Genomic DNA, 19,906 nt, shown 5'->3' on the forward strand with positions numbered 1-19,906 from the left:
TCGGGCCGGCGCGGGGTGCGGGAAAACCGATTGTGCCGGCGCAGCCCGATGGGTGAACCTGCCCGGATGGGACAAGAACGCGGTCGGACCGTCAGCATCCACGTCACCCACGGCGACGACTACCTCGGCCCGGTGGGCCCGTTCGAGGTCGACGGGGCGTGGTGGTCGTCCGCCGCACCGGTGGTCGAGCGGGTGTCGGAGGAGCTGGGGGTGCCCGTGCTGGTGCTCCGGCTCGCCGAGGTGGCGGACGGCGGCGGCGGCAGCGGCGGGCACGTGGTCTACCACGTCGAAGCGCTGGAGCGCCCCGCCGGTCCGGTGCCGCACCAGGCGGGTGCCCGCACCGCCGCCCTGCTCGGGCCGGCCGAGCGGCGGGCCGGTTGGGCCACCCCGTCCGGGCTGCGGGCCGCGCTCGACTGGGCGGAGCGGACGCTGCACCGGGCGGGCCGCCCGGTGGCCGGCCCGGTCGAGCAGGTCCGGACGTGGAACCTGTCCGGCCTCTTCCGCTACCGGACGGCAACCGGTGTCGACGCCTGGCTGAAGGCGATCAACCCGACGTTCAACGCCGGTGAGGGCGAGGTGATCGCGCTGCTCGGCAGCGTCGATCCCACGCTGGTGCCGCCGATGCTCGGTGCCGACCCCGTCCACGGGTGGTTGTTGCTCGATCACGTCCCCGGAGAGGACTGCTGGGGCCCGTCCGCGGAGCAGGTCGCCGACGTGGTGCCGCGGCTGGTCGCCGCGCAGGCGGCGCTCGCCGCCGACGGCCGGGCGGCGGCCGCCGGCCTGCGGGACCGCACCCCGCGCACGCTGGTCACGCAGGTGGCCGCGCTGCTCGACCGTCTGGAGGCGGCGAACGAGGCGAAGGAGGCGGAGGAGGCGGAGGAGACGGGCCCGGCGGGCTCGGCCCCGGCCGCCCCGGGGGCGGCCGGGGCGTCGCTGACGGCCGGGGAGCTCACCGCCGCCCGGGCGCTCGCGGCTCGGCTGCCCGCGCTGGTCGCGGACCTGGCCGCCTGCGGGCTGCCCGAGACGCTGGTGCACGGGGACTTCCACCCCGGCAACTGGCGCTCCGACGGCACCCGGGCGGTGGTCGTCGACTACGCCGACTCCTGCCTCGGGCACCCGGCGCTGGACGGGCTGCGCCCCCGGCAGTACGTCTCCGACGAGCGCTGGGCGCAGGTCGCCGAGGTGTGGGCGCGGGCCTGGCGGGAGCACGCTCCCGGCTCGGACCCGGAGCGCGCGCTGAGGCTGGTCGAGCCGCTGTACCACCTGAGCTACGCGGTGCGGTACCAGGAGTTCCTGGACCACGTCGAGATCAGTGAGCGTCCGTATCACGAGGGGGATCCGGTGAACGAGATCCGCGCCGCGCTGGCCTGGACGGGGCGGGCGTAGCCGCGGGCGCGGGCCTGGGCGCGGTCACCGGCACCGGCGCGGCGGGCACGGCACGGGCCTGAGCGGCACCAGGTGCGGGCCTGAGCGGCACCCGGCACGGGCCTGAGCGGCACCAGGCGGGCCGCCGGCCCCGCCCCCCCCGGGGGGGGGGGGGGGCGCCGGGGGGGTCACCACGACGGGGGGCTCAGGCGGCCCGAGCGGGCCGAGTACAGGGCCAGCGCCTCGACCGGGCAGAAGTCGACCGCCTCGGCGAGTTCCTCCGTCAGCCGCTCGCCGGCCGGGCCGCCGTGGGGCGAGGCCTGCCGCACCGGGTGGGCCAGCCCGTCGGCGCCGAGCGCCAGCGAGCCGGGGGCGGAGAGCGCGCACATGCCCGAGCCGATGCAGCGGTCCCGGTCAACCCGGACCACCACCGAGTCGTCCCCGGCGTCCGACGCGGGCCGGTCGGCCTCCGGCGTCACCAGGCGACCTGGAGCGTGTTCGGACTGCGCGTCAACAGGCCGCGGCGCCAGTCGATGGACTCCGCCGGCCCGGTGAGCCGGAGCGAGGGCAGTCGGCGGGCCAGCCGGTGCAGGGCCAACTCCAGTTCCATCCGGGCCAACCAGGCGCCCAGGCAGTGGTGCGGCCCGGCGCCGAAGGTGTACATCGGCGCGGCGGGCGGCGAGAACAGCTCGGTCAGCAGATCGCCGGTGAAGACCTCGGGGTCGTGGTTGGCGGTGCGGGTGTCGGCGGCGACCACGCTGCCGGCCGGGATGACCACGCCACCGATCTCCACGTCCTCGACGGTGCGCCGGAACAGGCCGGGGAGCACATCGCCGTCCCCGAGGGGGACGGCACGCAGCAGCTGCTCCGTGGCGGCGGCCGCGCTCTGCTCGTCGGAGGCGAGCCGGTGCCAGGCCTCGCGACCGGCGCTCAGCAGATAGACCAGGGCGTTGCCGAGCATGGTCATGGTCGTCTCGTGCCCCGCCACCACCAGACCGATCACCAGCGACACCAGCTGCGGCTCGGTGATGGCGTCACTGTCCCGGGCGGCTTCGAGCAGGCTGCTGACCAGGTCGTCGCCGGGAGTGGCCCGGCGTTCGGCGATCAGCTCGGCACCGAAGTCGGCGAACTCGTCCATCGCCCCCCGGACCGCCGGGGCGGAGTGCGCGGTGGTGGAGAGCGCGTGGTCGCTCCAGTGGGTGAGGCGCTTGCGGTCCAGACCGTCGAGGCCCATCAGCCGGCTGATCACGGCGACCGGCAGCGGGCGGGTGTAGGCGGCGACGATGTCGGCGGGGGAGCCCTGGTCGATCAGCTCGTCCAGCAGGGCCTCGACCACCGAGGCCACCCAGGGCCGCCAGCGGGCGATCGCGCGCGGCGTGAACGCCCGCTGCACCGTGCGGCGCAGCCGCTGGTGGTCGGCGCCGTCGAGGTTCAGGATGCCCTGCGGGTCGTCCAGGAGGTTCGGGGCGAGCGAGAGCGGGGGTGCGTCGGGTGCGTAGAGCGCAGCACGGCTCAGGCGCGGATCGGCGAGCACCTGCCGCACGTCGGCGTGGCGGCTGACCAGCCAGACGGGGGTGCCGGTCGGCAGCGAGCCGAGGCGCGGCGGGCCCGGTTCGAGCCGGCGCAGGCAGTGCAGCGGCGGCAGCAGGGGCAGCGCGGTCGGGCTGGACGGCGAAGAGGGGCTGGACGGCGTGGTCGGGCGGGGCGGGCCGGGCGCGTGGGTCTCGACGGGGCCGGTCGTGGCACGGGTGGCACTGTTCTCGGCGGACATCCGTACTCCAGACTCCAGGGCGGTGGGCCGCAGGGGGCGGCCCGACGGGGGGTGGATCCGGGGAGGTGCGCGGGGACGGGGCGGGTGAGCGGCCGGTTCGGGGCCGCAGCGGGCGGTCAGGCGGGCAGGTGGGCAGGCGGGGCGGACGGGGCGGGCGGTGCCGAGGCGCACTGCGAGCAGCCCGGCACCGGGCGACGCCGGGCCGTGCGGCCGGGCCGGGGCCGGGCAGCGGTGTGGGCGGACGGGGCGGATGAGTCGGACGGGTCGTTACGACCGTACGTGGGCGCCGAGCCACAGTCAGCAACGATTCCAGCCAACGCAGGGTGGTTGGGGGGCCGATGACGGGCGCTCGGCCCCGCCCGCGCGCCCCTGCCGCCCGGACGGCGGTGAGCGGGACCACCGGGGCCGTTCGCCGGGCGGGGCCCCGCCCGGCCGCCCGGCCCGGACGATACGCTTCGTGGGCAAGTCGTTTGACGCAGGTCACGCCGGTGCAGAGCCGCACCGGCCGACGGAGGTGGAATCGGATGGCCCAGCAGGTGAAGGCAGTCATCGCGCGTGCCAAGGGCGCGCCCGTGGAGGTGACGACGATCGTCGTACCCGACCCCGGGCCGGGCGAGGCGGTGGTGCGGATCCAGGCCTGCGGCGTCTGCCACACGGACCTCCACTACCGGGAGGGCGGCATCAACGACGACTTCCCGTTCCTGCTGGGCCACGAGGCCGCGGGCATCGTGGAGTCGGTGGGCGAGGGCGTGACCGAGGTCGCCCCCGGTGACTTCGTCGTCCTCAACTGGCGTGCGGTCTGCGGCCAGTGCCGCGCCTGCAAGCGCGGGCGCCCGCAGTACTGTTTCGACACGCACAACGCCAAGCAGAAGATGACGCTGCTGGACGGTACCGAGCTGTCCCCGGCCCTGGGCATCGGCGCGTTCGCGGAGAAGACCCTGGTCGCGGCCGGCCAGTGCACCAAGGTCGACCCGGCGGCCGAGCCGGCCGTCGCGGGCCTGCTGGGCTGCGGTGTGATGGCGGGCATCGGTGCCGCGATCAACACCGGCAACGTCGGCCGGGGCGACTCGGTCGCGGTGATCGGCTGTGGCGGCGTCGGCGGCGCGGCCGTGCTCGGCTCGCGGCTGGCCGGCGCGGGGAAGATCATCGCGGTGGACATCGACGACCGCAAGCTCGCCACCGCGCAGAAGCTCGGAGCCACCCACACCGTCAACTCCCGCACCACCGACCCGGTCGAGGCGATCCGCGAGCTGACGGACGGCAACGGTGCGGACGTCGTGGTCGAAGCGGTCGGCCGCCCGGAGACGTACAAGCAGGCGTTCTACGCCCGTGACCTGGCCGGCACGGTCGTGCTGGTCGGTGTCCCGACGCCGGAGATGACGCTGGAGCTGCCGCTGCTGGACGTGTTCGGCCGCGGTGGCGCGCTGAAGTCGTCCTGGTACGGCGACTGCCTGCCCTCGCGGGACTTCCCGATGCTGATCGACCTCTACCTCCAGGGCCGCCTGGACCTCGGTGCGTTCGTCACCGAGACCATCGAACTCGACCAGGTGGAGCAGGCGTTCGCGCGGATGCACGAGGGCGACGTGCTCCGTTCGGTGGTGATCCTGTGAGCGGCGCCCGGATCGACCGGCTGGTCACCGCCGGCACCTTCGACCTCGACGGCGGCAGCTGGGAGGTGGAGAACAACGTCTGGATCGTCGGTGACGACGACGAGGCCGTGGTGATCGACGCGGCCCATGACGCCGAGGCGATCGAGGCGGCCCTCGGCGGGCGCCGCCTGCTGGCGATCGTCTCCACCCACGCGCACAACGACCACATCGACGCGGCCCCGGCCCTGGCGGCCCGCACCGGTGCACCGATCCTGCTGCACCCGGACGACCTGCCGCTCTGGAAGCTCACCCACCCCGACCGCCTGCCGGACGGCGAACTCGCCGACGGCCGGCGGATCGAGGTGGCGGGCACCACGCTGACGGTGCTGCACACCCCCGGCCACGCGCCCGGCGCGGTCTGCCTCCACGCGCCCGAGCTGGGCACGGTCTTCACCGGTGACACGCTCTTCCAGGGCGGTCCGGGCGCCACTGGCCGGTCGTTCTCGCACTTCCCGACCATCATCGACTCGATCCGGGACCGCCTGCTCTCCCTCCCCCCGGAGACGGTGGTCCGCACCGGCCACGGCGACCCGACCACGATCGGAGCCGAGGCCCCCGCGCTCTCCGACTGGATCGCCCGGGGGCACTGACCCCCGGCGGTCCCGGACCGCTATGACGCCCGGCCCGGTGCCCTCCGCACCGGGCCGGGCGTCGTACGATCGCGGGCATGGCCCATGATCCGCGCGAGCTCGACGAAGCCTTCCTCACCTTCTGGCGGGAGCGGCACATCTCCACGCTGACCACGCGGCGCCCGGACGGCTCGCCGCACGTGGTGCCGGTGGGCGTGACGTACCAGCCGGAGACGGGGACGGCGCGGGTGATCAGCAGCCGGACCAGCCGCAAGGTGCGCAACGTGCTGGCGGCCGGGGCCGCGGGCATGCGGGTGGCGGTCTGCCAGGTGGACGGCGCGCGCTGGTCGACGCTGGAGGGCGTGGCCGTGGTGCGGGACGAGCCGGACGTGGTGGCCGACGCCGTCCGCCGGTACACCGAGCGGTATCGCGAGCCCCGGGTGAACCCGGACCGCGTGGTCGTCGAGATCACCGTGGACCGGGTGCTCGGCCGGGCGTAGTCGCCGCCGGCGCGCCACCACGGCATCGCGCCACCACGGCATCGCGCCGGCGCGCCACCGCGCAGGCGGGCAGCTGCCGACGGGTGCCGCTCGTCCTGGTGCTCGTGGTGCCTCCGTGGTGCGGGTGTTTATCGGTCGTTGATCGCCGGCGCCTAGCGTCGGGGGCATGAACGAGGGAACGGTCGAGGATCAGGGCGGGCGGGCTCAGCCCGAGGGGCGGATGACGGAGCAGGACGCGGAGCGGTTCCGGGTGCTGCTGGCTCGCTTGGGGGACTCGCTGACGGCGGACCGCCGGGCGGCCGCCGAGGCGGGGTCCGATGTGTGAGGCCGAGTCGGTGGCGGTCGGTGCCGGTGGCTGCGGGACGGTCGCGGTGCTGCCGCTCTGGCAGCGCGGGCCGTTGTCGGGCTCGGTCCCGGGGCCGATGTCCGGGCCGGTACCGGGCCCGGTGTCGGTTCCGGACGTGGCAGGACCGGTCCAGGCGGGGGAGCGGGTCTGAGCGAGGGCGTCGGCGCGGCAGCCGGCTCGGAGGCGGGCCACTTCACGAACTCGGAAACGGGCTACTTCACGAAGCGGACCTCCGGGTGGTTCGCCGAGGGGCGGTTCAGCTCCGGGCTCGGGCGGCCGAGCAGGTGCCGGTCGAAGAAGGCGCCCAGGTACGTCCGGGAGGCGGCGAGCGCGCGCTCGCCGCTGAGGCTGCCGTACTGCTCGTGGGCGGTCTCCGGCGGGATCTGGTCGCGCACCCCGAAGGCGTCCAGCAGCCAGGGCATGTCACAGAAGGACAGGTGACCGCCCTCGGGCAGGTCCAGCCAGCGCTTCCAGCCCGTCAGGTGCTTCCAGGCCTCCTCCCAGTCGGCCGCCGCGTCGTGGGCGTCGCTGCTGCGCCGGGCGCTGAGCAGGAGCACCGGGCCGGCGAGGCCGTCGGCGGGCAGGGGGGCGAAGAAGTCGCCGTCCAGGTTGGCGGCGGCGCGGACACGGCTGTCCTCCCGCATCGCCTCTACCGCGCTCGCCCCGCCGAGTGAGTGGCCGGCCGCGCCGATCCGGGACGGGTCGATCCGGAGGCCGCGCACCGGGCCGGGCCCGGGGGCGGTCAACCGGTCGAGCAGGAAGCGGATGTCCCTCGCCCGGCTGAGGGTCACCTCGGTGCCCAACCGCTCGTCCACCCGGCTGCAGATCAGGCACGCCTCCACCCGGCCGTCGGGGAACTGCACGGCCGTCTCGTAGGTGTGGTCGAGGGCCGCCACCGCGTAGCCGCGAGCCGCGAGGTCCTCGGCCAGGGCGGTGAGCGAGGTGCGGCTGTAGCCGAAGCCGGGGGAGAGCACGATCAGCGGGTGCCGCCCGGGGGCGGGCGTCGCACCGGCCGCCGCCCCGGTGCGCACGGCGGCGAGCTCCGGACCGCCGAACAGCGCGGTGGACAGCTCCGCGGACATGTACGGCGCCCGCGCGCCGCGTGACGACAGGGCCGGGTACCAGAACGTCACCATCAGTTCCCGCGTGGCCGCGTCGGGGCGCCACGGGTCGTGGCGGCTCGCGTCCACCAGGTGCACCGAGGTGGTGCCGACCGGCCGGTGGGTGGTGGGCGCCGGTACCCGTGGCGGGCTCGGGGCCGAGGTGGTGGGAACCCCGGCCGGGCCGGCGGTCGGCCCGGGCGCGGCCGCGGCGGCCTGCGGCCCGACCAGGGCGAGCAGCAGGGCGAACGGCAGGAGGAGGGTGAGGGCGAGCGGGGGTGCGGCCGCGCGGCGCCGGGGAGGCTTCGACATGACGCCACGTTAGGTCGTGTGCGGCCGGCAGGGCGTCCTGCGTACGGCGGAACCGCCGTACGCCGCAGGGCGGAGTCGCCGCGCCGGGCGCCACGGCCTCGCGGACGACCCCGTCTCCACCTCCGGGTGTGGTCAGAAGCCCCTCGTGGGCGGGGAGTTCCCCCGGGGCCCCGGAGCCCCGGAGCCCCGGGGGCGCTCAGCAGTCGCAGCCGCAGTCGCACCCGTCGCAGCCGCATCCGTCACAGCAGCCGTCGTCGCCGCAGCACTGGCAACACTGGAAGCAGTCACCGCAGTTGCCGCAGTCGCCGCAGCCGCAGTCCTGCCGGGTGCACCACCCCTCCTTGTGCTCGCGCGAGAACGGGTCGTCGTGCGAGCAGCACATCAGCTGGCAGGTGCAGGCCATCAGTGCCCAGACCGCGCAGCCGGCCAGCAGGTTGCGGCGGTGCGGGGGTTCGCCGCCGGGCGGGGTGAAGCCGGGGCCCTGCGGCACCCAGGGCGGGATCGGCGCGCCCGGCCCGGTCGGCGGCGCCTGGCCCGGATCCTGCCGGGGCGGCGACTGGTACGGGTTGGAGGCGAGCGGACGGTCTCCCGCTCCTTCCGGTCCGGCGGTCCAGGGGCCGGCCGGCCCGTGCGGGTCGGCGGCGGGCGCCGTGCGGGTGCGGCAGGAGGCGGAGTGCGCGGCAGGGCCGAAGACGCGCTCCACGGCCCGTTCGGTCTCGTGCGCGAGCAGGACGTGCACCAGCGTCCGGTCCGTCAGCTCCACCTCGCGCAGCGCGAGCCGGATGCCGTGGACGGCGTCCCGGCAGAGGCGTTCGGCCTCGGTCCGGTCGGTGCCGGTCGCCGTGAGCGGGTTCCAGGCACCGCTCGCGGCGTCCTCGGCCTGGTCCTCGGCGGCGTCCAGCAGGTGGGCGAGGCGGCCGAACAGCCGTCCCGCCTCGGCCAGTGGTGCGGCGTTGCCGGGCCGGCCGGCCAGCACCGCGGTGTGGGCGAACGCCGCCGAGGTGGCGCTCTCGGTGGGTTCCGTGACCAGCAGGACGGATCCGCCCGGGGGCAGCGCGCGTTCCAACTCGCCCTGGCGGGAGGCCGCGTCGAGCAGTACGGCGGTGTCGAAGCCGACCGCCGAGGCGCCGCCGGCGCTCTTGCGGTCCCAGCGCCTGGTGACCGCGCGGGCTCCGGCGGCGACCGGCCGCCGGGCGAACACGCCGTCCCGGTCCTCGACGTGGTCGCGGATCTTCACCGAGGCGAGTGCCAGCGAGACCGCGGCCGCCAGGCGGGCGCCCTCGCCCTTGGCGACCGAGGCGGTGCGCATTCCGCGCAGCGGGCAGGGCCCGGCCGTGCGGCGCCAGGAGGCGTCGTCCTTCGCGCTCTGCGCCTCGACCAGGACCGAGATGATCAGGCCGTCGTAGTTGGTGGCCGTCCGGGCCAGCTGGCCGTGGTCGTCCCGCAGTGCCAGGCAGAGCCCGCACAGGTGGGCCATCCACGAGGCCTGCAACCGTTCCGAGAGCCGGTGCCGACACGGCCTGATGATGCCGAACATGATCCCCCTCGCTGCGGGGGCCAGCGCCGCCCCCGGTCGCGGACATCATATGACCAGCAGTTCACCGCTCCGGAAGGGTCGTGAGGCAGCGGGAATCACCGGTGCCGTGGACACGCCGGGGCCCGGCCCGGGCCGGGTCAGCCGGTGAGGACGCCGGAGAGCTCGGTGGCCGCGGCGGTGTTCTTCGCCGGGGGAGGCGTCACCTTCACCGGCTTTCCCAACTCGGTGAAGGACACCGTGCTGACGGAGCGGATCGGGTCCATGTCCAGGGTCAGCCGGACCTTCGTCGCCCGGCCCTGGGGATCGACCCACACGTCGGCGGCTATCTCCAGGCCGGCGCCGCTCAGGCTCCGGTACCTCTCCAGCTTGCTCCGCACCTCCGGCACCAGGCGCAGGGTGACGGCGTCGTCGGCCAGGATCCCGCTGTAGCGCACGGCGCGGACGCCGTCCACGTCCTCCTCGCCGCCGCGGGTGACCCGGGTCAGGGTGGAAACCTGCTGGAGGACGTGCTCGGGGTCGTTGACCGGCGACCGGAGGAGGGCGTGCGCGACGGTCCGCTCCCGGTCGATCGCCGCCCAGGACCCTGCGGGCACCCCCGCCGAGCCGCGCACGTACACCTGGCCGTCGGCGAAGATCTCGTCGACGTGGCTGATCGCACCGCCGGGGAGGTCGACCCCGAGCTGCCCCCGGTCCGCCGCCAGGTCGAAGTCCCCGGCGACCGACAGGTTGTACGTCGTCTCCCCGTCGCCGAGCTCCACGGTCTGGCCCACCCGGGCGCTGGTGCGGCCCGTCGCGGCCGCGGCCTCGCGCACGGCGGTGGCGTGTTCGGCGGACGACGCCGACGACGCGGTCGGCGTCGGCGTCATTGTCGGCGTCGGTGCCGTCGGGGTGCTCGACGTCGCCGGGCTGCTCGCCGACGGCCCGGCCGTGGTCCCGGCCGCGGCCCCGGTCGTGGTGGACGAGCACCCTGCCGCGCACAGCAGCGCGAGCACGGTACCGACGAGACCTGTGGAACGACGCACTTCTTCCCCTGACCTGGTGATGCGGTGACGACGGCCGGGCCCGCCGCGCACTGCGGCGTCCCCCCGTCGAGGTGCGTGCTGCGCACGCGCCCCCGGCGCACCGACCCTATCCGGCCAGGTCAGGCCGGTTCGGGCGGGGCGGGGCGCGGGCGATCGCGGACGGCCGGGCAGCGCGGCAGCCGGAACCGGTCGCGGCGGGGGGCGACCCCGGCCGAGCCCGCGCCGAGCAGGTCGGGCCGACAGGCCCACAGACGTGCTCCCATATCCGGGATAGCATCGCGAATATGGGAATCGATACGGCCGCCGACGAGCGGCTGGCCATCCGGCTGGCCGAGCTTCGCGTCGAACGCGGGTGGACGCTGGAGGAGTTGGCGGGGCGGGCGGAGGTGAGCCGGTCCACGCTGTCGCGGGTCGAGCGGGCGGAGGTCAGCCCGACGGCCGCCCTGCTCGGCCGGCTCTGCGCCGTCTACGGGCGCACGATGTCGCGCCTGCTCGCCGAGGTGGAGTCGGCCCCCGCCCGGCTGGTCCGGGCCGGGGAGCAGCGGATCTGGCGGGACGAGGCCACCGGCTTCGTGCGGCGTTCGGTGTCTCCGCCGGACGGCTCGTTGCGGGCCGAGATCATCGAGGGGCGGCTGCCGGCGGGGGCCGACATCGCCTACGACCGGCCGTCCGTCCCCGGTCTGGAGCACCATCTCTGGCTGCTGGAGGGCCGGTTGGAGCTGACCGTCGACGGTGAGCCGCAGCAGCTCGCGGCCGGTGACTGCCTGCGGTTCGTCGCCGACAGCACCCGCTTCCGCAGCCCCGGACCGGAGGCCGCCCGGTACGTGCTGGTGGTGGTCGAGCCGTGAAGACACCGATGGGCCCGGCGGCACCCCGGGAGCGGTTCGACGCCGCCGGGCGCCGCGTGCTGCTGGTCTGCGTCGCGGGCGGGTTCACCACCCTGATCGACCAGTCCGTCCTCAACACCTCGATACCGGCGCTGCGGGAGAGCCTGCACGCCCAGCCCGCCCACCTGCAGTGGATCGTGGCCGGCTACTCGCTCGCCTTCGGCCTGGCCCTGGTACCGGGCGGGCGGCTCGGGGACGTCTGGGGCCGCAAGTGGTTCTTCGTCACCGGACTGGCCGTGTTCACGGCCGTCAGCCTGCTCTCCGCGACCGCCACCGAGCCCTGGGTGCTGGTGGCCGCCCGGCTGCTCCAGGGCGCCGGGGCGGGGCTGGTCAACTCCCAGATGATCGGCACCATCCAGGACGTGTTCGACGGGCAGCTGCGGGCCCGGGCGCTCGGGATGTACGCCGTCACGGGCGGTCTGGCCTTCGCGCTCGGCCCGCCGGTCGGCGGCGCGGTGCTGGCCGCCGTCGGACCGGAGCACGGCTGGCGGCTGACCTTCCTGCTCAACGTGCCGTTCGGGCTGGCCACCGTCCTCCTGGCGGCCCGCTGCCTGCCCCGCCCGCGCCCCAGCGCGCGCAACGCCGACCTGGACCTGGTCGGCCTGCTGCTGGTCGCCGCGCTGACACTGGTGCTGATGCTGCCGTTCGTGCAGCCGCCCGCCTGGACCGGTTGGCTGGCCTTCGCGGCCGGCGCGGCCGTGCTGCTCGGCGCCCTGGTGTGGTGGCAGCGGCGACAGGCCCGGGCCGGCGGCCACCCGTTGATCCACCCGGCGCTCACCCGGTCCGCGCCGTACGCCCTCGGTACGGCGGTCGCGATGGCCCAGTTCGGTTCGGTCGTGGCGGCCGGGCTGGTGCTGGCGATGTTCCTGCAGGACGGGCTCGGTCTCTCCCCGATGGTCGCGGCACTGGTCGCGCTGCCCTCGGCGGTCTCGATGGGGGTCGCCTCGGCGCTCGCCTGGCGGGTGGTGCAGCGCTTCGGCCGGCGGACGGTCACCGCGGGCATGACGGTCTCGGCGCTGGTGATGCTCACCGGCGGCCTGGTCGTGCAGTGGGGATCCACCGCCGCGCTGCCGTGGCTGCTGGCGGCGCTGCAACTGCTCGGCGGCGCCGCCGCCGGGGTGATGAGCGCCACCAACCAGGCGTACGTGCTGCGCCATGCGCCCGCCGAGGCGGCCGGGGTGAGCGGGGCGATCCTGCAGATGGCGCAGCGGATCGCGGCGGCGGTCTGCGTCTCGGCGCTCTCCGGTGTCTATCTGCGCGCCACCGGTGGCGGCGGCGGTCACCGGGCCGCGTACACGTATGCCAGCGCCGTCTGCGCGGCGGTGGCCGCACTGGCGGTGCTGGCCTCGGTGCTGGCGAGTCGGGCGACGGCGCGGGAGGACGAGGGGCCGGTGGCGGTCTCGCTGCCCGGTCGGGCGAAGGAGACCGGTCAGCCGGATCCGGTCGGTCCGTCAGGTCGGCCCGGGCCGACCGGGCCGACCGGGGACGTGCGGGCGCGGCGGTAACCGCGGCAGCGGCGGTGCTGCGGAGTACCCGGCCGGCGACGGGCCGGCCGGATTGAGCGGTGGGCGAACGGGCGGGCGGCAGGTGCGCAGCCCGGCCTACGGTGATCGGTATGACTGATCATCGGACCGTTGAACTGCCGGAGGTCACCCTCGCCTACCGGGAGTGCGGCACGCCGGGCGCCCCGCCGTTGCTCCTGCTGCACGCGCTCGGCGAGCGGGCCAGCGACTGGGACGGCGTCCTGCCGGACCTCGCCCCGCACCACCACGTCCTCGCGCTCGACCTGCGCGGCCACGGGGACAGCGGGCGGCCCGGCCGGTACGGACTCCGCTCGATGCGGGACGACGTGCTCGGCTTCCTGGACGCGCTCGGGCTGGACCGGGTCGATGTCGTCGGTCACTCGATGGGCGGCGTGGTGGCGTACCTGCTGGCGCAGGACCACCCCGAGCGGGTCGGCCGGCTGGTGCTGGAGGACGTCCCGGCGCCCTTCCCGCGTCCGGCGACCCCGGTGGCCGCCGCGCCCGCCGAGCCGGTGAGCTTCGACTGGGCGGTGGTGGAGGCGATCAAGGGGCAGATCGACACCCCCGATCCGGTCTGGCTGGAGCGGTTGGCCGCGATCGCCGCGCCCACGCTGGTGGTGGCCGGCGGCGGGGCGAGCCACGTACCCCAGGAGCGGATCGCCGAGCTGGCCGAGCGGATCCCCGACTGCCGGGTGGTCACCATCGAGGCAGGTCACCTGGTGCACCACGCCCGGCCGGCGGAGTTCGTCGCGGTGGTCGCGCCGTTCCTGGACCCCGCCGACCGGGCCCGGCGGTAGCCGGTCGCCGGGGCCCGGCCGGACTCCACAGCCCGGCCGGACACGCCCGGCCCGATGCGACCGGCCCGGGTCAGACGCCGTGCTCGGCCGCCAGCCGGCCCGCCCGGACGGCCGTGACCAGGTCGGCGTGGTCCGCCTCGGTCCGGTCCGCGTACGCCACCGCGAAGGCGGCGACCGCCTCGTCCAGCGCCTCGTTCTTGCCGCAGTAGCCGCTGATCAGGCCCGGGTCGGCGGTGTGCGCATGGGCCCTGGCGAGCAGGGCGCCGGTGATCCGGGCGTAGTCGTCGAGCTGTGCGGGCAGCAGCGCCGCCGGGTCCACGCTGCCCTTGCGGTTGCGGAACTGTCGTACCTGGTAAGGCAGTCCGTCCACCGTGGTCCAGCCGAGCAGGGTGTCGCTGACCACCTGCATGCGCTTCTGGCCGAGGACCACCCGACGGCCCTCGTGGCCGTCCGGCACGGTCACCGGGTAGCCCGCGCGGGCCAGGTGCGGCAGCAGCACCGAGGGGCGCGCCTCCTTCACCTGGAGCACCAGCGGCTGCTCGCGGTGGTCGGTCAGCAGGACGACGTACGAGCGGGTGCCGACGCTGCCGGTGCCCACCACCCGGAACGCCACGTCCTGCACCCGGTAGCGGGCGAGCAGCGGGTGCAGCTCCGCCGGCACGGTGGCGACGTAGGCGCCGAGCGCGGTGGCCACCGCGGCGGCGGTCGCGTCCGGGACCTCGCTGAGCACCGGGGGCGCCGCGGTGAACCGCAGTCCGCCGTCCGCCGCGCGGACGGTGGACTTGGCGGCGAACCTGGCGCTGGTGTTGCCCAGCGCCTTGGCACCGACCTTCTGCAGGGCCTCGGCCAGGTCGTGCGCCTGCGCGAACGAGACCAACTGGTCGTCGGCGACGGCGTTCCAGGCGTCCAGGACGGGCAGCTTGGCCAGCGTGCGCATGGTGCGGCGGTACGAGCCGGCGGCGTCGAACGCGGCCCGGCGCGCGGTGGTCTCGTCGGCTCCGACCTCGCGGCCGGCCAGCACCAGGCTGGCGGCGAGCCGCTTGAGGTCCCACTCCCACGGGCCGGGCACCGTCTCGTCGAAGTCGTTGATGTCCATCACGAGTTGGCCGCGGGCGTCGCCGTACAGGCCGAAGTTGGCGGCGTGCGCGTCGCCGCAGAGCTGGGCGGTGATCCCGGCGGTGGGCGTGCCGGCGAGGTCGGCGGCCATCAGGCCGGCCGAGCCGCGCAGGAAGGCGAACGGGGTGGCCGCCATCCGGCCCAGCCGGATCGGGACCAGCTCGGTGAGCCGGCCGGCGTTGGACGCCTCTATCGCCTCGACGGCGGTCGGTCGGTCGGCGGCGGTGACGAACTCGGCGTGCCGCTCGCGCGGGATGCGCTCGCGCAGGGCCTTGCCGCGCTCGCGGGAACGACCGTCGTGGCGCGGCGCGAACCCGTCGACGGCGAACCGCCGCCCCCGGTCGGCCGCTTCAGCCCGTGCCCCGGACTCCTCCACCGCTTCGGTGAGCTGCGTCATCGTGCCCCGCCCCGTCCCTCTGTCGTTCCCGCCCGCGACCTGCGCGGATCCGGCCCTTCGGCAGGCCGGGGAGCAGGTTACCGGGCCGCTCGGACAGCCCGTCGACAGGGAGGGACGTGCGCGGGGAGGCGCCGGTTCCGCCGGGCCCGCCCCGCCGGAGCCGCCGCCGGAGCGGGGGAAGCGGCGAAGCGGGGCATCACCCTCGGAGAAGGGCCTTGTGGGCGCCGTACGCCTCGATCAGGCCCTGGATCGTCCGGAGGTCGCCCGAGAAGGAGGCGGACCGCCACTTCGCCTTCCTGCCGTCCCGGTAGTCGAGATCGACCCAGACGGCGAGGTTCACCATGGAGCTGTCCGAGAAGCTCTGGCCGTTCACCCGAAGCGTCATTCCGGCCAGGTCGTAGAAGTCGACGACCGTCAGTGGCTTGCGCTCCTCGGTGAACTCGACGGCGCCGTCCGGAGTGATGACCAGCAGCGGGTCCGGATCGTCCGACGTCCCGTGCAGGAAACCGGACAGTCTGCCCCGCGCCTTGGTGAAGATCCGCCAGTTCGCCGGTACGGGACCTTGCCGTGCCTGCCAGAGGATTGCGCGCGGATCGATCATGCGGGCTCCGGTTCGTGCCGCCGCCGGTCGGCGGACAGGACTGAGGGGCGGAGGAGGATCGCCCGACGCGCTCGGGGCGCCGTCGCCCCGCGTGGGGCGACCCCGGCTTTCCAGGACTCAGGGGGATTCTCCGCCCGCCGGCGCCCGGACGCCACCCCGGCGCCGCCCGGTCGGTCGCGGTCCGGCACGGGGAGTCGGAGAGGCCGGTGGGCCCCCGCTGTCGAGCGGGGGCCCACCGGTTCCTTCGGGATCGACCTGCCCGATCCGGCTATCGGAGGAGGAGTCGCATGCGCTCCGCGATCTCGGCCGCCTTCGAGCGGACCTGATCACCGTCCAGCAGGTCGGACGCGCCTGTTCCCGCCGCGTCGTGGTCGAGTGCCACGTAGGAGAGGTCCGTCGCCGCCCGGTAGTGGTCGGTGGACGGATAGGGCTCGCCGTAGTTCTTGTACAGGGGGAGGCAGACCTGGGAGAACTCGGCGGCGGAGAGCCTGCCGTCGGAAACGGCCTCCGCCAGGACGAGGAAGGGCTCCAGGATGGCCATCTAGAGGACTCCCTTCTCGATGAGGTTCGGGCCGCTGTCGTGAACGAGCGCCGGCGTACGGCCCGCGGGGACATAGTAGGTGCGGAAGGCGCGCTCGCGTTCCCGGCCGGTATCCGGTCCGGCTCCGGGTGAAACGCGCGGGATACGCTGGCCGGTGTGGACGATCATCGGGGGAGTGGCCGCGGGCGGGTGGCGGCCGGGGTGGTGGCGGTGCTGACGGTGGGGGCCGGGCTCGGGGTGCGGGCGGTGGCGGCCGGCGACGTCGCCAAGTACGCGGGTGACGCCTTGTACACCGTGCTGGTGTACGCCCTGGTGCTGCTCGTCGCGCCGCGGTTGCGTCCGGTGGCCGTCGCGGTGGCGGCGGCCGGGCTGAGCTGGGCGGTCGAGCTGTTCCAGCTCACCGGCGTCCCCGACGACCTGGGCCGGCGCAGTGCGGCGGCCCGGTTGGTCCTCGGCTCCACCTTCAACGCGCCGGACCTCGGCTGGTACCTGGTCGGCGCCGCGTCGGCCGCCCCGCTGCACGCGGGTGCGGTCCGGCTGGTGCGGTCCGGTCGGGCGCGGTCCGCCGTCGTGGCGAAGGGGAGCGCGCCCGACCGGACCTGACGACGGGTCAGGCGGTCAGAGCGGGAGCAGCTCCGGCCGCTTCGCCTCGACGTGGTCGCCGGAGGACTCGCCGCGCAGTCGGCGGCCGACCCACGGCAGCAGGAACTCGCGCGCCCACTGCAGGTTCTCCCGGCGCTGCTCGGCGGGGGTCTGGACCGGCAGGACCGGCCACGGCGCCTCCGGGTCCTGCTCGGTGCGCAGGCCCAGCGAGCGGGCGGCCAGCAGGGCGACCCGCTGGTGCCCCTCGGGCGACAGGTGCAGGCGGTCCTCGCTCCACGCCCGGCGGTCGCGCACCGCGCGCAGCGACCAGAGGTCCGCGACCTTGCAGCCGTTGCGGTCGGCGACGGCCCGCATGTGGCCGTTGTACGTGGCGATCTTGCCGCGCAGGTGCTTCAGCAGGGGCACGCCCCGGGTGTCGAAACCGGTGCAGATGAGCACCGTACCGGCGGACCCGGTGAGTTGGACGATGGCGTTCTCGAAGCGCTCGGCCACCTCGTCCGGGTCGCTGCCCGGGCGCAGGATGTCGTTGCCGCCGGCGCAGAAGGTGACCAGGTCCGGCTGGATGCGCCGCACCTCGGGCACCTGCTCGGCCACCACCTGGTCGAGCAGTCGGCCCCGCACCGCGAGGTTGGCGTAGCGGAACCCGCCCGGCGGGCACCCGTCGGCGAGCAGCCCGGCGAGCCGGTCGGCCCAGCCGGCGAAGGCGCCGCCGACGCCGGGGTCGTTCAGGCCTTCGGTGAAGCTGTCCCCGAGGGCCGCGTACGAACTGAGGTCAAGGGTCTCCTGGAGGTTCGGCATGAAGGAGATAGTTCACTGTCTCAAGTGACCTACGCCACCGTAGGTGGCCCGTGCGGGTACGTGAGATGGGCCACGTGCGATTCGTGCGGGTGTCGGGAATAACCCGGCGAGGTGTGGCGCGGGGGTCCGTCGGACGGTCGCGCACACCTGACGGTGGCTCAGAATCACGTGCGGATAGGCCTACCGGGGAAAGTACAAGATCGCGACCCCCTTCCGGTTCAGGGCCGGCGGCGCCCACCCTGGAGGGGCCCGGCCACTCGGCGGGCACCCACCCACCCAGGGAGCGGAAGCATGACCGAGCCCGACCCGTCCACCGCATCCCGGACCACCGAAGCGGGCTGGTACGTCGACGACCGCTGTTTCAACTGCGACGTCGCCCGCCAGCTCGCCCCCGATCTGATCCACGAACGCGGCGGACGCTCCGAGGTGGTCCGCCCGCCGCGCGACGAGGCGGAGCTGGGGCAGCTGTACGCCGCCGCCCACGCCTGCCCCACCCGCTCCGTCCGCTTCGGCCACCGGCCGCTCGATCCGAACCGGGACCCGTTCCCGCTCGCGCTCGACGACGGCCTGCTGCTCTGCGGGCACACCTCCCGGCACACCGCGGGTGCCAACTCCTACCTGCTGCGCCGGCCCGACGGGTACCTGATGGTGGACACGCCCCGGTTCACGGAACCGCTGGCGGCCCGGTTCGAGGCGCTCGGACCGGTCACCGACGTGTTGCTCACCCACCGGGACCACGCGGCCCACGGGCGCGCGTACGCCGACCGGTTCGGCGCGCGGCTCTGGATCCACGAGGGCGACCTCGACGCCGCGCCCGACGCCGACCGGGTGCTGCGCGGCCGGGAGCCCGTGGAGATCGCGGCCGGCGTCGTCGCCCACCCGTTCCCCGGGCACACCCTCGGCAGCGTCGTCTACCTGGCCGACGACCGGTACTGCTTCTCCGGTGACAGCTTCTACTGGTCGCGCACCACCGGGGACCTGGAGGTGGCCGCCGGGGTCACCTGGTACTCGATCGAGGAGCTCGCAGCCTCGCTGGCCCGTGGCGTCGGGCGGCTCCGCTTCGAGTGGCTGCTGCCGGGGCACGGCGACCGCCGGCGGATGCCGGCCGACGAGGCGGCCCGGCGGCTGCGTGCCCTGGCGGAGCGGTGCCGTGACCTGCGGCCGGGGCCGATCGACTTCACCTCGCTGCGCTGGTAGGGCGTGACCGTGCGGCGGTGGCGCCCCTCGCGCGGGCCGGCTCGGCGCCGTGCGCCGGTGCCCCCGTGCGCCGTTGTACGCGCCGGGTGCGCGGGGGGCTGCGCCCGACGGGGGCGTCCGCTCAGGTGTGCGAACGGCGCCGTTTGGGCAGCCGCCCTCTGGGGTGCGCTCGCGCACCCCGGCACACCCCCGTGCTCCCGGCCCCCGCGCACCCCGGTACGCCGGCCCGCGAGCACCGGAGCACTCCCGAGCACCCCAGCACTCCGAGTACCCCCAGCACTCCCGAGCCCTGTACTCCCGGACGGCGGAGGTAGCCGCATGCCGAACCGAACCCCGGAGCGTACCGCGAGGCCGCGGCGCTACCTGATGTGCCGGCCGACGTTCTTCACCGTCGACTACAAGATCAACCCCTGGATGGACCCGGCGCGGCCGACCGACACCGATCTCGCCGTCCGGCAGTGGGAGCGGTTGTGCACCACGTACCGGCGGCTGGGCCACACCGTCGAGCTGATCGAACCGCTGCCCGGTCTGCCCGACATGGTCTACACCGCCAACGGCGCCACCGTCCTGGACGGCCGTGCGCTGGTCGCCACCTTCCGGCATCCCGAGCGGGCCGGGGAGTCCGACGCCCACCAGGCGTGGTTCCGGTCCGCCGGCTACCGCGAGGTCCACCGGGCCGGGCACGTCAACGAGGGGGAGGGCGACCACCTGGTGGCCGGCCGCCGGGTGCTGGCCGGCGCGGGGTTCCGCACCGACCCGGCGGCGCACGCCGAAGCCCGGGCCCTGTTCGGCGTCCAGGTGCTCAGTCTGACCCTGGTCGACCCGCGCTTCTACCACCTGGACACCGCGCTCGCCGTGCTCGACGACGACCACGTCATGTACTACCCGGCGGCCTTCTCGCCCGACAGCCAGGCGCTGCTGCGCAGCCTCTACCCCGACGCGATCATCGCCGACCGCGCGGACGCCGAGGTGTTCGGCCTCAACGCGGTCTCGGACGGGCGGCGGGTCCTGCTGCCGGAGGCCGCGAAGGCGCTGGCCGGCCGGCTGGCCGAGCACGGCTACGAGCCGGTGCCGGTGGACGTCTCCGAGCTGCTCAAGGGCGGCGGCGGCGCCAAGTGCTGCACCCTGGAGCTGCGGCCCGCCTGAGTTCGTGACCGCCACCGCTGCCGCCACCGTGACCGCCACGGCATGCGGTGGCCCCCCCCCGGGGGGGGGCCCCCCCCCGGGGGGCCGGGCGGGGCGCCCCGCCCCCGGGCGGGGCCCCACACCACCGGA

22 protein-coding genes are annotated in these 19,906 nt (G+C 75.3%); 12 read left to right on the forward strand and 10 right to left on the reverse strand.

The window, feature by feature from the left end:
* Positions 1-66: 66 nt before the first annotated feature.
* Positions 67-1,386 carry a phosphotransferase family protein gene (locus ACFVYI_RS17195; protein WP_387886077.1) on the forward strand — a complete coding sequence of 440 codons (1,320 nt, stop codon included), beginning with the start codon at positions 67-69 and terminating at the stop codon, positions 1,384-1,386.
* A 167-nt stretch (positions 1,387-1,553) separates the two neighbouring features.
* Here the strand turns inward: ACFVYI_RS17195 and ACFVYI_RS17200 are convergent, their stop codons facing one another.
* Complete coding sequence (locus ACFVYI_RS17200) at positions 1,554-1,844, reverse strand: ferredoxin (RefSeq protein WP_387886079.1); 291 nt, start codon at positions 1,842-1,844, stop codon at positions 1,554-1,556.
* Positions 1,841-3,136 carry a cytochrome P450 gene (locus tag ACFVYI_RS17205; protein ID WP_387886081.1) on the reverse strand — a complete coding sequence of 432 codons (1,296 nt, stop codon included), beginning with the start codon at positions 3,134-3,136 and terminating at the stop codon, positions 1,841-1,843. Before ACFVYI_RS17205 ends, ACFVYI_RS17200 begins: the two co-directional genes overlap by 4 nt.
* Positions 3,137-3,660: 524 nt before the next feature.
* Here ACFVYI_RS17205 and ACFVYI_RS17210 point away from each other — a divergent pair.
* From ACFVYI_RS17210 to ACFVYI_RS17225, 4 genes are all read left to right on the forward strand, one after another.
* Entirely contained in the window at positions 3,661-4,746 is a 1,086-nt protein-coding gene (locus ACFVYI_RS17210) for an S-(hydroxymethyl)mycothiol dehydrogenase (protein ID WP_387886083.1), read from the forward strand.
* A complete protein-coding gene (locus ACFVYI_RS17215) occupies positions 4,743-5,375 on the forward strand; it encodes an MBL fold metallo-hydrolase (RefSeq protein WP_387886084.1) in 633 nt (210 codons plus the stop codon). The genes ACFVYI_RS17210 and ACFVYI_RS17215 overlap by 4 nt, the downstream gene beginning before the upstream one ends.
* Positions 5,376-5,452: 77 nt before the next feature.
* Positions 5,453-5,854 carry a pyridoxamine 5'-phosphate oxidase family protein gene (locus ACFVYI_RS17220; protein WP_387886086.1) on the forward strand — a complete coding sequence of 134 codons (402 nt, stop codon included), beginning with the start codon at positions 5,453-5,455 and terminating at the stop codon, positions 5,852-5,854.
* Between the two features lie 166 nt (positions 5,855-6,020).
* Positions 6,021-6,179, forward strand: coding sequence for a hypothetical protein (locus ACFVYI_RS17225; protein WP_387886088.1), 159 nt, complete (start codon positions 6,021-6,023; stop codon positions 6,177-6,179).
* Positions 6,180-6,412: 233 nt separating this feature from the next.
* Here ACFVYI_RS17225 and ACFVYI_RS17230 read toward each other — a convergent pair whose 3' ends face one another.
* From ACFVYI_RS17230 to ACFVYI_RS17240, 3 genes are all read right to left on the reverse strand, one after another.
* Positions 6,413-7,612 carry an alpha/beta hydrolase family protein gene (locus tag ACFVYI_RS17230; protein WP_387886090.1) on the reverse strand — a complete coding sequence of 400 codons (1,200 nt, stop codon included), beginning with the start codon at positions 7,610-7,612 and terminating at the stop codon, positions 6,413-6,415.
* Positions 7,613-7,808: 196 nt separating this feature from the next.
* Positions 7,809-9,149, reverse strand: a complete 1,341-nt coding sequence (locus tag ACFVYI_RS17235; RefSeq protein ID WP_387886093.1) for a DUF5685 family protein — start codon at positions 9,147-9,149, stop codon at positions 7,809-7,811.
* A 137-nt stretch (positions 9,150-9,286) separates the two neighbouring features.
* A complete protein-coding gene (locus ACFVYI_RS17240; protein WP_387886095.1) occupies positions 9,287-9,919 on the reverse strand; it encodes an LppX_LprAFG lipoprotein in 633 nt (210 codons plus the stop codon).
* A 10-nt stretch (positions 9,920-9,929) separates the two neighbouring features.
* Between ACFVYI_RS17240 and ACFVYI_RS17245 the strand changes: the two genes are divergently transcribed.
* On the forward strand, positions 9,930-10,199 hold the full coding sequence (locus tag ACFVYI_RS17245; RefSeq protein ID WP_387886096.1) for a hypothetical protein: 270 nt from the start codon (positions 9,930-9,932) through the stop codon (positions 10,197-10,199).
* A gap of 91 nt (positions 10,200-10,290) precedes the next feature.
* On the opposite strand, the gene ACFVYI_RS17250 is transcribed toward ACFVYI_RS17245, so the two are convergent.
* A complete protein-coding gene (locus tag ACFVYI_RS17250; protein WP_387886098.1) occupies positions 10,291-10,434 on the reverse strand; it encodes a hypothetical protein in 144 nt (47 codons plus the stop codon).
* Positions 10,435-10,455: 21 nt separating this feature from the next.
* Here ACFVYI_RS17250 and ACFVYI_RS17255 point away from each other — a divergent pair, with 21 nt between their 5' ends.
* The 3 genes from ACFVYI_RS17255 to ACFVYI_RS17265 all read left to right on the forward strand — a co-directional run bounded on the left by ACFVYI_RS17255 (position 10,456) and on the right by ACFVYI_RS17265 (position 13,378).
* Entirely contained in the window at positions 10,456-11,019 is a 564-nt protein-coding gene (locus tag ACFVYI_RS17255) for a helix-turn-helix domain-containing protein (RefSeq protein ID WP_387886101.1), read from the forward strand.
* Positions 11,016-12,563 (forward strand): MFS transporter, encoded by a 1,548-nt coding sequence (locus tag ACFVYI_RS17260; RefSeq protein ID WP_387886104.1) that lies wholly within the window; start codon positions 11,016-11,018, stop codon positions 12,561-12,563. Before ACFVYI_RS17255 ends, ACFVYI_RS17260 begins: the two co-directional genes overlap by 4 nt.
* Positions 12,564-12,673: 110 nt before the next feature.
* Positions 12,674-13,378, forward strand: a complete 705-nt coding sequence (locus ACFVYI_RS17265; protein ID WP_387886106.1) for an alpha/beta fold hydrolase — start codon at positions 12,674-12,676, stop codon at positions 13,376-13,378.
* 70 nt (positions 13,379-13,448) lie between these two features.
* Here the strand turns inward: ACFVYI_RS17265 and ACFVYI_RS17270 are convergent, their stop codons facing one another.
* The 3 genes from ACFVYI_RS17270 to ACFVYI_RS17280 all read right to left on the reverse strand — a co-directional run bounded on the left by ACFVYI_RS17270 (position 13,449) and on the right by ACFVYI_RS17280 (position 16,033).
* The gene (locus tag ACFVYI_RS17270) at positions 13,449-14,891 is read right to left on the reverse strand and encodes a DUF2252 domain-containing protein (RefSeq protein WP_387886107.1); all 1,443 of its coding nucleotides are present in this window, start codon (positions 14,889-14,891) and stop codon (positions 13,449-13,451) included.
* Positions 14,892-15,087: 196 nt separating this feature from the next.
* Positions 15,088-15,492, reverse strand: coding sequence for a hypothetical protein (locus ACFVYI_RS17275; protein ID WP_387886110.1), 405 nt, complete (start codon positions 15,490-15,492; stop codon positions 15,088-15,090).
* 268 nt (positions 15,493-15,760) lie between these two features.
* Positions 15,761-16,033 carry a hypothetical protein gene (locus tag ACFVYI_RS17280; RefSeq protein WP_387886112.1) on the reverse strand — a complete coding sequence of 91 codons (273 nt, stop codon included), beginning with the start codon at positions 16,031-16,033 and terminating at the stop codon, positions 15,761-15,763.
* A 156-nt stretch (positions 16,034-16,189) separates the two neighbouring features.
* Here ACFVYI_RS17280 and ACFVYI_RS17285 point away from each other — a divergent pair, with 156 nt between their 5' ends.
* Positions 16,190-16,636: a DUF2809 domain-containing protein gene (locus tag ACFVYI_RS17285; protein WP_387886114.1), complete on the forward strand. Its 447-nt coding sequence runs from the start codon at positions 16,190-16,192 to the stop codon at positions 16,634-16,636.
* A gap of 15 nt (positions 16,637-16,651) precedes the next feature.
* Here ACFVYI_RS17285 and ACFVYI_RS17290 read toward each other — a convergent pair whose 3' ends face one another.
* Positions 16,652-17,434 carry an SGNH/GDSL hydrolase family protein gene (locus ACFVYI_RS17290; RefSeq protein ID WP_387886116.1) on the reverse strand — a complete coding sequence of 261 codons (783 nt, stop codon included), beginning with the start codon at positions 17,432-17,434 and terminating at the stop codon, positions 16,652-16,654.
* Positions 17,435-17,725: 291 nt separating this feature from the next.
* Between ACFVYI_RS17290 and ACFVYI_RS17295 the strand changes: the two genes are divergently transcribed.
* Positions 17,726-18,631 (forward strand): MBL fold metallo-hydrolase, encoded by a 906-nt coding sequence (locus tag ACFVYI_RS17295; RefSeq protein WP_387886119.1) that lies wholly within the window; start codon positions 17,726-17,728, stop codon positions 18,629-18,631.
* Positions 18,632-18,949: 318 nt separating this feature from the next.
* Positions 18,950-19,777, forward strand: a complete 828-nt coding sequence (ddaH, locus tag ACFVYI_RS17300) for a dimethylargininase (RefSeq protein WP_387886120.1) — start codon at positions 18,950-18,952, stop codon at positions 19,775-19,777.
* Positions 19,778-19,906 lie beyond the last annotated feature (129 nt).

The sequence above is a fragment of the Kitasatospora sp. NPDC058218 genome (genome assembly GCF_042882445.1).
Lineage (GTDB): Bacteria > Actinomycetota > Actinomycetes > Streptomycetales > Streptomycetaceae > Kitasatospora.

Bases quoted from the DNA above. Each gene is read 5' to 3' on its own strand.
- ACFVYI_RS17195 (WP_387886077.1), top strand. From the start codon at position 67: ATGGGACAAGAACGCGGTCGGACCGTCAGCATCCACGTCACCCACGGC.
- ACFVYI_RS17205 (WP_387886081.1), bottom strand. From the start codon at position 3,136: ATGTCCGCCGAGAACAGTGCCACCCGTGCCACGACCGGCCCCGTCGAG.
- ACFVYI_RS17210 (WP_387886083.1), top strand. From the start codon at position 3,661: ATGGCCCAGCAGGTGAAGGCAGTCATCGCGCGTGCCAAGGGCGCGCCC.
- ACFVYI_RS17220 (WP_387886086.1), top strand. From the start codon at position 5,453: ATGGCCCATGATCCGCGCGAGCTCGACGAAGCCTTCCTCACCTTCTGG.
- ACFVYI_RS17225 (WP_387886088.1), top strand. From the start codon at position 6,021: ATGAACGAGGGAACGGTCGAGGATCAGGGCGGGCGGGCTCAGCCCGAG.
- ACFVYI_RS17230 (WP_387886090.1), bottom strand. From the start codon at position 7,612: ATGTCGAAGCCTCCCCGGCGCCGCGCGGCCGCACCCCCGCTCGCCCTC.
- ACFVYI_RS17235 (WP_387886093.1), bottom strand. From the start codon at position 9,149: ATGTTCGGCATCATCAGGCCGTGTCGGCACCGGCTCTCGGAACGGTTG.
- ACFVYI_RS17250 (WP_387886098.1), bottom strand. From the start codon at position 10,434: ATGGGAGCACGTCTGTGGGCCTGTCGGCCCGACCTGCTCGGCGCGGGC.
- ACFVYI_RS17255 (WP_387886101.1), top strand. From the start codon at position 10,456: ATGGGAATCGATACGGCCGCCGACGAGCGGCTGGCCATCCGGCTGGCC.
- ACFVYI_RS17265 (WP_387886106.1), top strand. From the start codon at position 12,674: ATGACTGATCATCGGACCGTTGAACTGCCGGAGGTCACCCTCGCCTAC.
- ACFVYI_RS17270 (WP_387886107.1), bottom strand. From the start codon at position 14,891: ATGACGCAGCTCACCGAAGCGGTGGAGGAGTCCGGGGCACGGGCTGAA.
- ACFVYI_RS17275 (WP_387886110.1), bottom strand. From the start codon at position 15,492: ATGATCGATCCGCGCGCAATCCTCTGGCAGGCACGGCAAGGTCCCGTA.
- ACFVYI_RS17280 (WP_387886112.1), bottom strand. From the start codon at position 16,033: ATGGCCATCCTGGAGCCCTTCCTCGTCCTGGCGGAGGCCGTTTCCGAC.
- ACFVYI_RS17290 (WP_387886116.1), bottom strand. From the start codon at position 17,434: ATGCCGAACCTCCAGGAGACCCTTGACCTCAGTTCGTACGCGGCCCTC.
- ACFVYI_RS17295 (WP_387886119.1), top strand. From the start codon at position 17,726: ATGACCGAGCCCGACCCGTCCACCGCATCCCGGACCACCGAAGCGGGC.
- ddaH (WP_387886120.1), top strand. From the start codon at position 18,950: ATGCCGAACCGAACCCCGGAGCGTACCGCGAGGCCGCGGCGCTACCTG.